The following is a 15,023-nucleotide window of genomic DNA, read 5'->3' on the forward strand; positions in this document are numbered from 1 at the left end:
CGGATGGGGCGTGGACCGGGCCGGTGCTGGTGACCGGCACGGACACCGAGGTGGGCAAGACCGTGGTGACGGCGGCAATCGCCGCGGCGGCGCAGGCCGCCGGGCTGCGGGTCGCCGTGATCAAGCCCGGCCAGACCGGTACGGCCACCGGCGACCCGGGTGATGTCGACTCGGTGACCCGACTGGCCGCCCCGCTGACCGGCCGGACGCTGGCCAGCTACCCGGATCCGCTCGCCCCGCTCACCGCCGCCCGGGTCGCCGGGCTGGAGCCGCTGGAGCTGTACACGGCGGTCGACGCGGTCCGCGAGGAGGCCGACAAGCACGACCTGGTGCTCGTCGAGGGGGCCGGCGGGCTGCTCGTGCCGATGGGGCTGCGGCCCTCGGGCGAGCCGTGGACGGTGGCCGACCTGGCGGTGTCGTTGGGCGCCCCGGCCGTGGTGGTGGCCCGCGCCGGGCTGGGCACGCTGAACCACACCGCGCTCACCCTGGAGGCGTTGGAGCGTCGGGCCGTCCCGGCCGGGGTGGTGATCGGCGCCTGGCCGGCCGCGCCGGAGCTGGTGCACTGGACCAACCTGACCGACCTGGTGCCGAACCTGCTCGGCGCGCTACCCGACGGGGCGGGCGGCATGGACCCGGGGGTCTTCCGCCGCTCCGCGCCCGGCTGGCTCACCCCGGCGCTGCACGGGGTGCTCGACGACTGGCGTACCTGGGCCGAGGAGATCAGCTAGTGCTCTGACCACAAACGTTGGCCGGGTTGGTCGGGGTTGGGAAAATGTCGTAGGGATGGTGTTGTCTTCGGTTCGTGCCTCGCCGTCGGGATCCCGCCTTGCCGCGGGTCGTGCATCGCACCGCGCGTGTCGCGTTGCGGGTGACGCCGGGGCAGCGGCGGCGGTGTTTCGGGCTGCTGCGGTCGGCTGGTGACGTGTGGGCGTGTGTGTTGGAGGTCAACGCGTGGCGGCGCCGCCGCGGCGGCGCGCCGCTGGTGGGCTATCAGCAGTTGTGTCGGGAGCTGTCCGCGTCGGGGCCGGGCACCTTCGGAGACCTGGACACCACGGGTGCCCGGTCGGTGTTGCGCCGGTTCTCGGATGCGTGGTTCGCGGCGGCGAAGCGCCGCAGCGCCGGTGACCTGTCGGCGCGGTTCCCGCGTCGGCGGCGGGGGTTGGTGCCGGTGCGCTGGTTTCACGGCACGTTCACCCTCGACGGCCGCCGGGTGCGGCTCCCGACCGCCAGAGGCACGTCGCCGTTGTGGGTGCGTCTGGCCAGGGAGGTGCCGTATCCGGCGGAGCAGGTCCGGTCGGTCACCCTGCTGTGTGAGGGTGGCCGGCTGTTCCTCGACGTGACCGCCGAGGTGCCGGTGGCGGTCTACCCGCCTGGTGAACAACCGGACCCCGGCCGGGTGGCCGGGGTGGATGTGGGGATCATCCACCCGTATGCGGTGGCCGGCCCCGATGCAGAGGGGTTGTTGGTGTCAGGGCGGGCGATCCGCGCCGAACACCGCATGCACCTCGCCGACACGAAAGCCCGCCGCCGTGCCGTGGCCCGTCGGGCGCCGAAACCTGGCCAGAAGGGATCCCGGCGGTGGCGCAAGTACCGGCGCCGGGCCCGCCTGGTCGAGGGCCGGCACCGGCGCAGGGTGCGTCAGGCCCAGCACGAGGCCGCCCGCAGCGTCGTGTCCTGGGCGGTGGAGCAGCGGGTCGGTGTGCTGCACGTCGGTGACCCGCGCGGGGTGCTCGACATCGACGCGGGGCGGCGGCACAACCTGCGGCTGCGGCAGTGGCAGATCGGCCGACTCCTGCAGGTCCTCACCGACAAGGCCACCCTCGCCGGGATCACCGTCCGGCTGGTCGACGAACGCGGCACCTCGTCGACCTGCCCCGCCTGCCACCGCCGGGTACCGAAACCCCGCGGACGGACCCTGTCCTGCCCGCACTGCCGCTTCTCCGGGCACCGCGACCTCGTCGCGGCCGCCAGCATCGCCACCCGCACCCCGGGCGGCGGACCCACCACAACCCTGGCAGCGGTTGTGCTGCCGGAGGTGGTCACGCACCGTCGAGCCGGCCGGCACCTGCCTGGTGCCGGACGGTCCCGACGTGACCCCCGCCGCCCACCCCGGGCGGCGCGAGGGTCAGTTGGCCCGCGGAGGCCCGCCCCACCCACAGGTGGTGGGGAGTCGCTCGCCCCCAAGGCGAGGATCCACAACACCCACCGCAAACCCGGTGAACGTTAGTGGACACCGCACTAGGGGTACGCCGCGACGGTCTCCAGGATCTCGTACGGCGGCTGGCGGCGCGGGTCCTGGTAGGGGCGCAGCGGCGCGGTGGTGCCCCGGTGCGTGGCGCCGCCCTCCCAGTCCTGGAACGCGGCCAGGCTGGTCCACTCGCTCATCACCACGAAGCTCGCCGGGTCGACGGCGGAGCGCAGCAACTGGTTGCCGAGCAGCCCGGGCGTCCCGGCCAGCGCCCGGCTGACCCGGTGGTACGCGTCCCGCACCGCCGCGCCGTCGCCGTCCACCCGGTGCCAGAGCAGGATCCGGACGCTCATCACATCCCCCCGTCCACGGTGATGGTCTCCCCGGTGACACAGCGGGCGAGGTCCCCGGCGAGGAAGAGCGCCGCGGCGGCCACCTCCGCGGCGGTGCCCGGTCGGCGCAGCGCCACCGGGGGGTGGGTGTCGGCGGCTCCCGGCGCCCGACCCGCCGCAGCGGGCGGCGCGGGCGGGGCGGCGGCGGGACCGAGGCCCTGCATGGCGGTCCCCACCCAGTGGCCCTGCGTCGCGCTGCCCAGCCAGTGGCCCTGTGGCGCGGCCACCGGCGCCTGCGGTGCGGGCGTCCCAGCGTCCGCCGGGTCGAGGGCGATGCGCCCGACGGCCACCGCGTTGACCCGGATGCCGTCCGGTCCGAGTTCCCGGGCCAGCGCCCGGGTCAGCCCGAGCACGCCCGCCTTCGCCGCCAGGTCGTGCGCCCGGGCCGGCCGGCCGCGCAGGGCCGCCGCCGAGGTCAGGTTGACCACCGAGGCGCCCGTCCCGAGCAGCGGCAGCGCCTCCCGGGTGACCAGGAACATCCCGGTCAGCGTGCCGTCGAGCACCCGCCGCCACTCGGCCACGGTCAGCGCGGCCAGCCGGGCCGACCCGCTCGCGGTGTCCGCGTTGACCAGCACGTCCACTCCGGAGAGCTGCCGCCGGCACAGGTCGAGCAGCTGGGTCACCTCGTCCGGGTCGGTGACATCGGCCCGGACCAGGTGGTGCGGGCCGCCCCGCTCCTTGAGCCGGACCCGCAGATCCTCGACGCTCGCGACCTCCGCGCGGTACGCCGCCACCACCGTCGCCCCGGCCTCGGCGAGGGCCAGCGCGACGGCCCGGCCCACGCCCCGGTCGACGCCGGTGACCAGCGCGCGCCGGCCGTCCAGCCGGGCCGCGGCGCGCCCGCCCGCGCTCACGCCGGCCGGCATTCGAGCACCGCCCACCGCCCGGCCGTCGGCTCGCCGACCAGCTCGAAGCCGCCGGCCAGCAACAGCTCCCGCCACTGCGCCAGGTCGCGTTCCCGACCGCCGAAGCGCAGCAGCATGTCGATGTCGAGGAACTTGCCGTGGTCCCACGCGTTCAGCGGCGCCAGCACGTGCTCCAGCACCAGCAGGCGCGCCTCGGCGTCGGCGCCGATCGCGGCGCGGATCCGGCGCAGGATGGCCAGGGCGTCCTCGTCGTCCCAGTCGTGCAGCACCGCCTTGAGCACGTACGCGTCGAAGCCGCCGCGCAGCTCGCCGAAGAAGTCGCCGGGCCGCACCTCGGCCCGGTCCGCCACGCCCCGGGCGGCGAACACCCCGGCCGCCACCTCGGCCACGTGCGGCTGGTCGACCAGCGCGCCATGCACCGCGGGGTGCCGGTGCAGCAGCTCGGCCAGGAAGTGGCCCCGGCCGCCGCCAATGTCGGCCACCCGGGCGAAGCGCCCGAAGTCGTACGCGTCGAGGAACTGCCGGGTGGTGGTCGCGCTCATCCGGGTCATCGCCCGGTCGAAGACCGCGCTCACCTCGGGGTGCGCCCGCAGGTGGTCGAAGAACCCGGCGCCGAAGAGCTCCGGGAAGACCGGCTTGCCGGTGCGCAGGCTGTCCACGATCCGCCCGTACGGCGCCCACATCTCCTCGGCGCCGTTGAACAGGATGATGTCCCGCTGGCTGTGCGGCACGTCGGCGCGCATCGCCTCGGCCAGCTCGGTGAGCGCGAACTCCCGGCCCTCCCGCTCGGCGAAGACGCCGACGGCGGCGGCGCAGCGCAGCAGCCGGTACAGCGCCCCCGGGTCGGTGTCGGTACGCCGGGCCAGCTCGTCGACCGGCAGCGGGCCGCCGGCCAGCGCGTCGGCGACCCCCACCTCCGCCAGCGCGTAGATGACCTGGGAGATGCGCTTGCCGCTGGTGAGCAGGAGGAGCCGGGCGGGTGCCGGCAACGGCGCGTCGCCGAGGCCGGCCACCGCCTGGGCCCCTCGCCAGTTGCTGTCCATGGGTTCTCCGTTCTCGCCGGGTGTGTGCCGGCGGACCGACCGGTGCCCCGGCCACCGACCGCCACCGGCGACGGTGCCGCCACGCGCTCGAGAACCGGTCAGGACGTGGTGGTGCCCGTCGCTCCAGTCGCCCTCCAGATCGGCTCCACCGGGGTGGCCGAGCATGGTCACCGATCCGCCCGGCCGGGACGTCCGGGCGGCCGGCAGCCGCGGCGGGCCGCCGTGGCGGGGAGGGAAGGACGATATGACCTGGATATCGGGGCTGCTCGGGGTCTCCGCGCTGGTGGCCAGCGGGATCACCGCCGGGGTGCTGTTCGCCGTCGCGGTGAGCGTGCTGCCCACGCTCTTCGCGCTTCCCGCGGGCACCTACATCCGGGTGCACCGGCTGCTGGGCAAGGGCTACCACCCGGTGATGCCGATCGTGGTGAACGTCGGCATGGTCGCGGACTTCCTGCTGGTCCCGGTGGCGCTGGGCCGGAACAGCGGCAGCTGGCTGCTGTTCGTGGTCGCCGGGCTGCTCCTGGCCGCCAGCCAGTTCGTCTCGCACCTCGGCAACGTGCCGATCAACCGGCAGGTCAAGCGGGTCGACCCGGACGCCGTACCGGCCGACTGGTCGGATCCGCGGCCACGGTGGCAGGCGCTGCACCGGACCCGTACCTCACTGGCCGTCGGCGCGCTGGTGCTCAACGCGATCGCGGTGGTGACGCTGTGAGCGCCCCCGCCCATGCGGTCGACCTGCTGGGCCTGGCCGGGCGGCGGTGCCTGGTCACCGGGGGCACCCGGGGGATCGGCCGGGCGGTGCTGCACGCACTGCTCGACGCCGGCGCCTCGGTGCTCACCTGCCACCGGGGCGACCCGGCGGCGGCCGTTTCCCTGGCCGGGTCGACCGACGTACCGCAGCGGTTGCGGGTGGTGCGGGCGGACCTGACCGTGCGCGCGGACCGGGAGCGGCTCGCCGTCGCCTGCCGCGACGAGTTCGGCGGCCTGGACGTGCTGGTGAACAACGCCGCCGTCGACGGTGGGACGCCGTTCGCGGGGATGGCCGACGAGGAGTGGCGGCGGGTCGTCGACGCGGACCTGACCGCGGTCGCCGCCACCACCCGGGCGGTCCTGCCGCTGCTCGGTCCTGGCGCCTCGGTGGTCACCGTCGGCGCCGCGCTGGCGCTGCGCGGCGCCCCGGGCCGCAGTCACTACGCCGCCGCGAAATCGGGGCTGCTCGGCCTCTCCCGCTCCCTGGCCAAGGAGCTGGGCCCGACCGGGATCCGGGTGAACACGGTCGCGCCCGGCCCGGTCGCGTCGCCCGGTGCGGAGCCGCCCCCGCCGCTCGCCGCCCGGCAGCGCGCGATGGCCGCGCTCGGCCGGCAGGCCACCGCGGCGGAGGTCGCCGACGTGGTGCTCTTCCTCGCCGGCCGGCTCTCCGGCTACGTCACCGGCACCGTCGTCCACGTCGACGGTGGCATCTGACCAGTCCGACCCACGACCTGAAGGAGTGACCATGCCGTTCGGTGCCATCAGCTACGGAGTGAAACCCGGCCACGAGGACGAGATCGCGGCGATCTTCTCGGCCGGCAGCTTCCAGCGGGCCTCCTCGCCGACCCTGCGCGACCCGGCCGGCGCGGTGGTCGGTCGCCTGCTCGCCACCGGACTGTTCATCCAGGACACGGACATGGTCCGGGTGATCCAGTTCGAGGGGAACGGCGCCGCGATAGCCCGGCACATGGGCTCCCAGCCGGGCGTGCACCGGGCCGAGCAGCAGATCGCGCCGTACCTCGCGGAGACCCGGGACACCGGCACCGTCGAGGGCTTCTCCGCCCACTTCAGCCGGGCCAGGATGCGCCCGGTGCAGCAGCACGTCCGCCGCGACGACGTGGCCACCGCGATGCTCGCGCTGCGCTGGCCGGTCGTGCCGGACGCCGCGCCGGAGATCGGCGGCGCGCTGGCCACCATCCCGCCGATCTCCGCCGAGGACGGTCCGGTGCTGGCCACCGCGGCCTTCGTCCGGGACCGCACGCTGGTGCGGATCTACCAGTACGAGGGTGAGTTGGCGGCGGCGCTGGACCACATCACCGGCTGGGCGGGGCGGGCGTTGGAGTGGGAGCGGCTGCGGCCGTACGTGCTGGGTCCGGTGGTGGCCCTGCCCGCCCCGATGCGGTGCATCTCCCAGCTCTCCGTGCTCAGCCTGCCGGCCGCCGCCCGCGGCGCCTAGCTCCTGTCCCGTCCCCTCGTCGGCTCACCCGCCGCCCCGGCACCGCCTCCCGGCGCCGGGGCGGCCTGCCGTTCCGGGCACCCGCCGCGTCGAGGGATCAGGCCGCCGGGACGCCGGCGGTGAGCAGGCGGCCGATGCGGACCCGGCGGGCGACCAGCACCAGGCCGGCGGCGAGCGCGACCACGGCCAGCGCCGTGTAGTACGGCGGCTGCGGCAGGCTGGGGGCGAGCTGCCCGATCCGGCCGCCGACCGCGGCGCCCACCGCCGCGGACAGCCACCACAGCCCCATCATCTGGCTGCGGTAGAAGGCCGGGGCGGCGGTGCCGGCGGCGCTGATCCCGACCGGGGCGAGCGCGAGCTCCCCGGCGGCCTGGAGCAGGAAGACCAGCAGCAGCCAGACCGGCGACACCGGCGCCTCGGCGGCCGGCACCGCGACCACCGCCATCACCAGGTAGCTCGCCGCCACCAGGCCGAGGCCGAGCGCGAACTTCACCGGTACGCCCAGCCGGTCGCCGAGGCGTACCCAGAGCCAGGCGGCCAGCGGCGCCACGGCGAGGATGAACAGCGGGTGCAGCGACTGGAACCAGCTCGCCGGCACCAGGAACCCGAACACCTCCCGGTCGACGGATTCCCGGGCGAACTGGCTGAGCACCGAGCCGGACTGGGTGAAGATCATCCAGAACACGGCCGAGCTGAGGAAGAGCCGGATGAAGCCGTACACCCGCAGCCGCTCGACCGGGGTGATCGCCGGGTGCCGCAGCAGCCGCCGGAACAGCACCACCGGGACGCCCAGCACGGTCAGCCCGAGCGGGATCAGGGCGTGCTCGACGCGCAGTGTGCCGGCCAGCGCGTCGGCGCCGAGCAGGGCGGCCACCACGGCCACGACGTATCCGGTCCGGCGGAACAGCCGCCGGCGCGCGGCCGCTCCGATCGGGTGCGCCGGGTGGGCGCCGACCGGCCCGAAGTGCCGGCGGCCGAGGGCGAACTGGAGCACCCCGGCGTACATGCCGACGGCCGCGGCGGCGAAGCCGAGGTGCCAGTCCACGGTCTCGCCGAGGAAGCCGGTGACCACCGGGGCGATCAGCGCGCTGACCTGGATGCTCATGTAGAAGATGGAGAAGGCCGCCTCCCGGCGGGTCACCTCTCCGTCGCCGTAGAAGTCGCTGAGCAGGACCCCCATGTTGGGCTTGAGCAGCCCGGTGCCGGCGATCAGCAGGCCGAGCCCGGCCCAGATCGACCAGGCGCCGGGCAGCGCCATGCAGGTGTGCCCGGCGGCGATGACGAGGCCGCCGTACAGGGTGGCCCGCCGGGCGCCGAGCAGCCGGTCGCCGATCCACGCGCCCGGTACGGCGGCGAGGAAGACCATCGCCATGTACAGCCCGAACAGCGCGGTCGCGGTGCCGACGCCGAGGCCGAGGCCGCCGTCGGCGCGGGGCGCCACCGCGTACAGGAAGAGGATCGCCTGCATGCCGTAGAAGCTGAAGCGTTCCCACATGTCGGTGAGGAAGAGGGTGACGAACCAGCGCGGCAGGCCGGCCAGGCGGCCCGGCGCGGTCGTCGGCGCCGGTGGCGCCAGTTGGATCCGTGTCATCGATGCGTCCTCCGTGGCCGGTCCGGCGCGGGAGGCGTCCCGCGCCCCTGTCGGCGGAAGGCTCGCACCGGCGACTCGACGGGGACTGGACCACCGCTCGACGGCGGGGAGGGCCGGCGCGCGCGGACCCGGCGGGCGCGGCGGTGGGTCAGACGCCGACGGCCCGGCGGATACGGACCAGGGCCTCGCCGAGCGCCTGGCGGCACTCCTCGATGGCGTGCGCGTCGGCGGCGTTGCCCTCCTGGAGGGCCCGGCGGGCGTCCTCCCGGAACCGGTCCACCATCTTCTCGACCTGGCGGGCGTTGCGCCCGAAGGCGAAGTAGTCGCTCCACTCGTGGCGCCACTCGGCGCCCCAGGAGAGCGCCTCGCGCCACTCCCGGGGGCCCCAGTCCTCCGGCCCGGTCGCGTGCCGCTCCGGCTCCGGCGCCGCCGGTGCGCGCTCCGCGTCGGCCCGGCCCGGTGCGGTCCGGTCCTCCGCCGCGGTCCGGTCGGGCGCCTCGGCCTCGGTGCCGGTGGGTTCCGGCCCGCCGGCGGTCGGCTCCGGCTCGTCGCCCCGACGGAACCAGCCGCGCCGGTTCTCCGGGCTCCGCACCCGCCGGCCGCGCCGGGCCTCGGCGCGCAGCCCGGCCGCCTCGGCCCGGATGTCGGCGTCGGCCTCCCGGGTGATGTCGGCGATCGAGCGGTCGATCTCGCGGGACAGCTCGTCCAGCTCGGGTGCGCGGCGGCGGAGTTCCTCCTCGCCGCCCGAGGTGATCCGGTAGACCTTGCGGCCGCTCTCGTCGACCTCCCGGGAGACCAGGCCCTCGGTCTCGAGCCGGGACAGTCGCGGGTAGACGGCGCCGGCCGAGGGGGCGTACGTGCCGGCGAAGGTCTCCTCGATCAGCTTGATCACTTCGTAGCCGTGCCGGGGCTGGTCCCGCAGCAGGGCGAGCAGGTAGAGCTTGAACTGCCCGTGGCCGAACGGGGATGTGGGTGCCCTCATCGCTGCTCCTCGGTCCCGATGGCCGGTGCGGTTGCCGCCGGTGGCGGGGTGGGCGTTCCGGATCCGGCCTGCCGGACCAGCGCGACCTGACCGGAGACCGTGGTGCCGCGGACGCGGACGGCGTGCGGCGCGGTGCCGCGGCGCAGCCGCAGCCCCACGGTCGCGCCACCCTCGCCGGGGGCGTGGCTCTCCAGCCCCGGCGTGCCGTCGGGCAGTTGGGTGACGACCGACCCGCCGTTGGTGGTCAGCTCGACGTCGAGGCTGGCCCCGGCGTCGTCCGGCACGCCGACCAGCAGCGGGCCGGAGACGGCGGCGAGGTCGAGGGCGACCGGCTCCCGGCCGGTCACCACGGTCACCTCGCCGGAGACCGTCTCCAGGTGCGCGTGGCCGGTGCAGCCGCGGGCGAGGATCCGGGCGGAGACGGTGCGGGCGCGCAGCTCTGGGCCGGTGCGGTCCACCACTATCTCGCCGTTGAGGCTGGTCAGCCGGGTGCTGCCGGAGAGGCCGACGGCGATGATGCCGGCGCCGACGGTCTCCACCTCGACCTCGGTGCCGGCGGGCAGCGCCAGCGCCAGGCGGCACCTGCGTCGGAAGGCCGGCGGGAAGTCCCGCCACCAGGGCCGGTGCAGCCCCTGGTCGTGGCGCAGTTCCAGCAGGTCGCCGGTCAGGCTGACCCGCAGCGGCGGGCCGTTGAGGTCGGTCAGCTCCAGCAGCGGGGGGCCGCTGGTGAGGTCGACCTCGCCGCCGACGACGCGGATCCGGACCCGTCGGGCCGGCGGCAGCTCGAGCCGCTCGCCCTCGCGTACCTGCCACTCCTGCACGCCACACTCCTTCGGGCCGACCGCCTGTCCGGAATCAGCATACCCACTATCGCGATAGTGCGACGCGCTATATCTCATCAGAGGCGACGGGGCGCGTGGGACCACCCACGCGCCCCCCGCGGTCGGCTCAGGCGGTCCGGGGCAGGCCGGCGTCCCAGAGCCGCAGCTCGAACTCCGCGGCCCGGGCGAAGAGGGCGGCGAGCCGCTCCCGCTCGTCCGGCGTGGCGTCCGCCCCGACCGCGTCCGCCCGTTCCAGCGTGGCCTCCACGATCGGCAGGTACGCGTCGTGCAGCAGCGTGTCGATGAACTTGCGGTACGTCCGGTCCGGCGAGCCGCGCCGGCGCAGCTCCTTGCTGAACTCGGCGTGGAACCACATCCGGGGCAGCGTCGCCACCACCACGTCGGCGTACGCGCCGGTGTGCGCGACGGCGGTGATGAAGTCGTCGTACGCGGGGTCGACGGTCTCGCCCGGCTCGGCCGCCTTGCCGCCGAGCATCCGCAGCACCGCCACGCTCTTGCCGGTCGCCGAGTAGCTGGAGCCGATGGCGATGCCGGCGAAGTGCGACAGGTCCGCCAGCTCCGGCGCCCGGGCGGCGAGCAGGGCCTGCGCCCGGGCGAAGGTGCCCAGGTGGACGATGTCGGCCCGGATCAGCCGGGCGAGGTCCGCCTTGGGCAGCGTGCCGTCGCAGATGCCGACCGGTACGGGGTGCGCCAGCAGCGCGTCGAAGCTGGCCTCGCCGGCGGCCCAGAGTTCCTTGCGAAATGACATCTCGTTCCTCTCACAGCGGTACGGGTCGCGGCCGGCGCTCGCCCGGCCGCCGGGACTCCGGTGCGCGGTCAGTCGTCCAGGTCGAGCCGGACCCGGTACATGTCGAGCCAGGAGTTGAGGGTGAGCACCTGCTCGATGTGGGTGCGGTTGACCCAGGCGATCGGGCCGTTCGCCAGCTTGGCCGGGGTGTCCAGCAGCCGCCGGGCGGCGGCGACGTCGACCAGGGCGTGCGCCGGCTGGCCCGGGTCGTCCAGGATCTCCCGCAGCGACTCGCTCAGGTAGCGGGTGTAGAGCGGGTCCTGGGTGACCGGGAAAGGGCTCTTCTGCCGGTCCAGCACGTCGGCGGGGAGCAGGTCCAGCCCGGCCGCCCGCAGCAGCGCCTTCTCCCGGCCGTCGTGGCTCTTGAACGCCCAGGGCGCGTTGAAGACGTACTCCACCAGGTCGGGGTCGGTGTACGGGACGCGTACCTCGAGCCCGACCGACATGCTCAGCCGGTCGTCGCGGGTGAGCAGGTGCTGCAGCCAGCGGGACAGGTGCAGGTGGGTGATCTCGCGCATCCGCTTCTCGGTGCCGGTCTCCCCGGGCAGCTGCGGCACCTCGGCCAGCGCCTCCCGGTACCGGTCGACGCTGTAGGTCTCCAGGTCCAGCAGCTTGAGCAGCCCCGGGTCGAACAGTCCGCTGCCGAGCCCCGGCCCCTCGCAGAAGTGCTGGTAGAAGGCGATCCACGGGAAGGCCTCCCGGTGGATCAGCTCGGGCACCCAGGCCCAGTGGTAGCCACCGAAGACCTCGTCGGCGGCCTCGCCGCAGAGCGCCACGGTGGCGTGCCGGCGTACCTGGTCGAAGAGCACCCAGAGTGAGGCGTCCATGTCGCCGAGCGGGGTGGGGCGGTCCTGGGCGGCGATGGTGCGGCGGCGGATCTCGGGATCGGCGAGCCGTTCCGGGGTGATCACCACCGGGGTGTGCCGGGAGCCGACGTGCTCGGCGACCATCCGGGCGAACGGCGCGTCCGGGGTGTCGCGGACCTCGTCGGCCCGGAACCGCTCCGTGTACCGGGTGAAGGTGACCGAGAAGGTCTGGATCGGCTCGGCGCCGCGTCGGGCCCGGGCCTGCGCCGCGAGCGCGGTCATCACGCTGGAGTCCAGGCCGCCGGAGAGCAGCGATCCGACCGGTACGTCGGCGACGAGCTGGGCGTCGACCACCTGCTCCAGCTTGCCGCGGATGGTGTCCACGGTGGTCGGCAGGTCGTCGGTGTGCGGCCGCGAGGCCAGCCGCCAGTAGCAGCGGTGCCGGACGCCGGTGGCGTCCACGGTGACCACGTGCCCGGGACGGACCTCCTCGACCCCGGCGAAGACGGTGCGGCCGGGGGTCCAGACCTGGGTGAGGATCTCCCGCAGGTTGTCGGTGTCGGCGCGGGCCTCGAGCAGCCCGGTGGCCAGGATCGCCTTGATCTCGGAGGCGAACAGCAGCTGCCGGTCCGGGGTGCGGTGGTAGAAGAGCGGCTTGACGCCGAGGTGGTCGCGGACCAGGACGAGCTTCTCGGTGCGGATGTCCCAGACGGCGAAGGCGAAGATGCCGTTGAGGTGGGTGCCGACGTCCTCACCCCACTCCAGGTAGGCGCGGAGCACCACCTCGGTGTCGCCGTCGGTGTGGAACCGGTGGCCCCGCCCGGCCAGTTCGGCGCGCAGCTGCCGGTAGTTGTAGAGCTCGCCGTTGTAGCTGAGCACGGCGAGTTCCCGACCGTCGGCGTGGGCCGTCATCGGCTGGGTGCTGGCGGCCAGGTCGATGACCGCCAGCCGGCGGTGGGCCAGGTGGGCGTGCGGTGCGGTCCAGAGGCCGTCGGCGTCCGGGCCGCGGCAGGCGAGGGTGCCGGACATCGCGGTCACCGGTGACCGGTGGGTGGGCAGGGTGCGTTCGAAGTCGACGAGACCGGCGATGCCACACATGCGCGTGCTCCCCCTGAGTTCGTTGGGCCGCCCGGGTGACGGCCCGGACGCCGGACGCCCGGCGGGCGCGGGCCGGCGGGTGGCGTCGCCCGCCGCCGACCGGCTGATCCTCGGGCGCGTCGCTCGAGTCCCGCTCGGCCCGCGATCCAGGGGGTGTTCGAGCGGGCGTCGACCGGGGCTTCAGCGCCGACTGGCACAGTCGCGACTGTCTCGCGACACTCGCGACCGGTCGCCGCGGACGGCGTTTTCGCAGGTGACGAACGACTTCTCGTCACTCTCTGGAACCGTCTTGACCCGTTCCGCAGTTGCGATATAGCGTGACTGGCCGAGAGAGTTGTATCGCGATATCCCCGTCGAAGGAGTCGTCATGACCGACAACAACGAACCCCGGGTCGGCACGCGGCCCGAGGCGCCACCCGACCGCCGGCGCTGGCTGGTGCTGGTCATCCTGCTCGTCGCCACCTTCATGGACCTGCTCGACGTGACGATCGTGGCGATCGCCGTGCCGTCGATCCAGCAGGACATCAGCGCCACGTACACCGCCGCCCAGTGGGTGCTGGCGGGTTACTCGCTCGCCTTCGCGCTGCTGCTGATCACCGGCGGGCGGCTCGGTGACATCGTCGGCCGGAAGCGGATGTTCCTGCTCGGCATGGCCGGCTTCACGCTCGCGTCGGCGCTCTGCGGCCTGGCCCCCAACCCGGAGGTGCTCATCGCCTCCCGGGTGCTGCAGGGCGCCATGGCGGCCATGATGGTGCCGCAGGTCATCTCCTCGATCCAGGTGATGTTCTCGCCCAGGGAGCGGGTGGCCGCGTTCAGCGTCTACGGCGGCGTCGCCGGCCTGGCCACGGTCAGCGGGCCGCTGCTGGGCGGCCTGCTGATCAAGGCGGACCTCCTCGACCTCGGCTGGCGGACGATCTTCCTGATCAACGTCCCGATCGGACTCGCCGCGCTCGTCGGCGCGCTGGTCTTCATGAAGGAGCTGCGCACCCCGCACGCCCTGCGGCTGGACCTCACCGGGGTCGGCATCATCACCGTCACCATGCTGCTGCTGGTCTACCCGCTCATGCAGGGCCGGGAGAAGGACTGGCCGACCTGGATCTTCGCCATGATGGCCGCGTCCGCGGTGGGCCTGGTGGTGTTCGCCGCCCACCAGCGGCGGCGATCCGCCCAGGGCGGCTCGCCGCTGGTGCCGATGGAGCTGTTCAAGGAGAAGGCGTTCGTCGGCGGGCTCCTGGTGAACCTCGTGTTCTTCGCCGGAATCGTCTCCTTCTTCCTGGTCTTCATCATCTATCTCCAGGCCGGCCTCGACAAGTCGGTGCTCGCCGCCGCGATGGCCAACCTGCCCTGGTCGGTCGGCATCGCGCTGGCCAGCGGCGCCTCGTTCCAGCTCGCCCCGAAGCTCGGCCGGACCGTGTTGCACATCGGTACCGCGCTGATGACCGCGTCGATGGTCGCCATCATCCTGACCATCCAGTTCGTCGGCACCGACGTCTCGGTCTGGCACTTCGTCCCCAGCATGTTCGTCGGTGGCGTCGGCATGGGGCTGGTGGCCCCGCTGCTGGTGGACGCCGTCATCTCCGGCGTACCGCACCACGAGGCCGGCTCCGCCTCCGGCGTGCTCAGCGCCGTCCAGCAGGTCGGGGGCGCGCTGGGCATCGCGCTGATCGGTGTGATCTTTTTCGGCCTCCTCGGTGACCGGGCGCAGGGCGTCGCGGAGGCCAACACCGCGCCGATCCGCGCGGCGCTGCAGTCCGCCGGCGCACCGGTGGACGCCCAGCGCCAGGCGGTGGACGGCTTCGTCCGGTGCTTCGTGGACCGGTCCGCGGAAGAGGACCCGACCGCCGTCCCGGTGAGCTGCCGGAACACCGACCAGGCGGCGCCCGCGGCGGTCACCCGGGCGTACGCCGAAGCCGCCACGGACGCCCGGCGGGAGTTGTTCAGCGACGCGATGAAGCTGACCGCCTGGTACAACGCCGGCGTCTTCCTGCTCGCCTTCCTGCTGGTGTTCAGGCTGCCCCGCCGGATCAACGTGCACGCCGAGGCCGAGGCAGGTCTCGACGAGGACGCGCCGGCCGACCCGGCCGACTCCACCCGCGTCCACTAGGGCCTCCGCCCTCGCCGCCGCAGGTGGCGGCCGTCCAGACAGGCCGGTGTCGGGGGCCTGCGCGCCCCGCGCGGTCCCCCCGGGCTCCCGACACCGGCCGCCCGCCCCCGCCTATCGG

General features: G+C 74.5%; 14 protein-coding genes. 6 read left to right on the plus strand and 8 right to left on the minus strand.

Annotated features, from left to right (window positions below; all coding sequences use genetic code 11):
• The first annotated feature begins 23 nt into the window (after positions 1-23).
• Positions 24-728, plus strand: a complete 705-nt coding sequence (bioD, locus tag ACFOYX_RS24395) for a dethiobiotin synthase (RefSeq protein ID WP_322442855.1) — start codon at positions 24-26, stop codon at positions 726-728.
• Between the two features lie 140 nt (positions 729-868).
• Positions 869-2,227, plus strand: a complete 1,359-nt coding sequence (locus tag ACFOYX_RS24400) for a transposase (protein ID WP_322475067.1) — start codon at positions 869-871, stop codon at positions 2,225-2,227.
• A gap of 11 nt (positions 2,228-2,238) precedes the next feature.
• Here the strand turns inward: ACFOYX_RS24400 and ACFOYX_RS24405 are convergent, their stop codons facing one another.
• The 3 genes from ACFOYX_RS24405 to ACFOYX_RS24415 are packed head-to-tail and all read right to left on the minus strand — an operon-like array spanning position 2,239 to position 4,489.
• Entirely contained in the window at positions 2,239-2,541 is a 303-nt protein-coding gene (locus ACFOYX_RS24405) for an antibiotic biosynthesis monooxygenase (RefSeq protein ID WP_201749425.1), read from the minus strand.
• Entirely contained in the window at positions 2,541-3,446 is a 906-nt protein-coding gene (locus ACFOYX_RS24410) for an SDR family oxidoreductase (protein ID WP_322442834.1), read from the minus strand. The genes ACFOYX_RS24405 and ACFOYX_RS24410 overlap by 1 nt, the downstream gene beginning before the upstream one ends.
• Positions 3,431-4,489 carry a methyltransferase gene (locus tag ACFOYX_RS24415; protein WP_322442833.1) on the minus strand — a complete coding sequence of 353 codons (1,059 nt, stop codon included), beginning with the start codon at positions 4,487-4,489 and terminating at the stop codon, positions 3,431-3,433. The genes ACFOYX_RS24410 and ACFOYX_RS24415 overlap by 16 nt, the downstream gene beginning before the upstream one ends.
• 244 nt (positions 4,490-4,733) lie before the next feature.
• Between ACFOYX_RS24415 and ACFOYX_RS24420 the strand changes: the two genes are divergently transcribed.
• From ACFOYX_RS24420 to ACFOYX_RS24430, 3 genes are read left to right on the plus strand one after another with little or no spacing between them, the layout of a single operon-like run.
• Entirely contained in the window at positions 4,734-5,201 is a 468-nt protein-coding gene (locus ACFOYX_RS24420; RefSeq protein ID WP_322442832.1) for a DUF1772 domain-containing protein, read from the plus strand.
• The gene (locus ACFOYX_RS24425; protein ID WP_322442831.1) at positions 5,198-5,953 is read left to right on the plus strand and encodes an SDR family oxidoreductase; all 756 of its coding nucleotides are present in this window, start codon (positions 5,198-5,200) and stop codon (positions 5,951-5,953) included. The genes ACFOYX_RS24420 and ACFOYX_RS24425 overlap by 4 nt, the downstream gene beginning before the upstream one ends.
• A gap of 31 nt (positions 5,954-5,984) precedes the next feature.
• Positions 5,985-6,695, plus strand: coding sequence for a SchA/CurD-like domain-containing protein (locus tag ACFOYX_RS24430; protein ID WP_322442830.1), 711 nt, complete (start codon positions 5,985-5,987; stop codon positions 6,693-6,695).
• Positions 6,696-6,792: 97 nt separating this feature from the next.
• On the opposite strand, the gene ACFOYX_RS24435 is transcribed toward ACFOYX_RS24430, so the two are convergent.
• From ACFOYX_RS24435 to asnB, 5 genes are all read right to left on the minus strand, one after another.
• The gene (locus tag ACFOYX_RS24435) at positions 6,793-8,286 is read right to left on the minus strand and encodes an oligopeptide:H+ symporter (RefSeq protein ID WP_322442829.1); all 1,494 of its coding nucleotides are present in this window, start codon (positions 8,284-8,286) and stop codon (positions 6,793-6,795) included.
• 148 nt (positions 8,287-8,434) lie between these two features.
• A complete protein-coding gene (locus ACFOYX_RS24440) occupies positions 8,435-9,268 on the minus strand; it encodes a PadR family transcriptional regulator (protein WP_322442828.1) in 834 nt (277 codons plus the stop codon).
• Positions 9,265-10,089, minus strand: a complete 825-nt coding sequence (locus ACFOYX_RS24445) for a hypothetical protein (RefSeq protein WP_322442827.1) — start codon at positions 10,087-10,089, stop codon at positions 9,265-9,267. Before ACFOYX_RS24445 ends, ACFOYX_RS24440 begins: the two co-directional genes overlap by 4 nt.
• Before the next feature lie 127 nt (positions 10,090-10,216).
• Positions 10,217-10,858, minus strand: a complete 642-nt coding sequence (locus ACFOYX_RS24450; protein WP_238454260.1) for a hypothetical protein — start codon at positions 10,856-10,858, stop codon at positions 10,217-10,219.
• Between the two features lie 68 nt (positions 10,859-10,926).
• A complete protein-coding gene (gene asnB, locus ACFOYX_RS24455; RefSeq protein WP_322442826.1) occupies positions 10,927-12,801 on the minus strand; it encodes an asparagine synthase (glutamine-hydrolyzing) in 1,875 nt (624 codons plus the stop codon).
• A gap of 367 nt (positions 12,802-13,168) precedes the next feature.
• Here asnB and ACFOYX_RS24460 point away from each other — a divergent pair, with 367 nt between their 5' ends.
• A complete protein-coding gene (locus ACFOYX_RS24460) occupies positions 13,169-14,905 on the plus strand; it encodes an MFS transporter (protein ID WP_322442825.1) in 1,737 nt (578 codons plus the stop codon).
• The last annotated feature ends 118 nt before the right edge of the window (positions 14,906-15,023 follow it).

This window comes from Micromonospora sp. GCM10011541, assembly GCF_042650725.1.
Classification (GTDB): Bacteria; Actinomycetota; Actinomycetes; order Mycobacteriales; family Micromonosporaceae; genus Micromonospora; species Micromonospora sicca.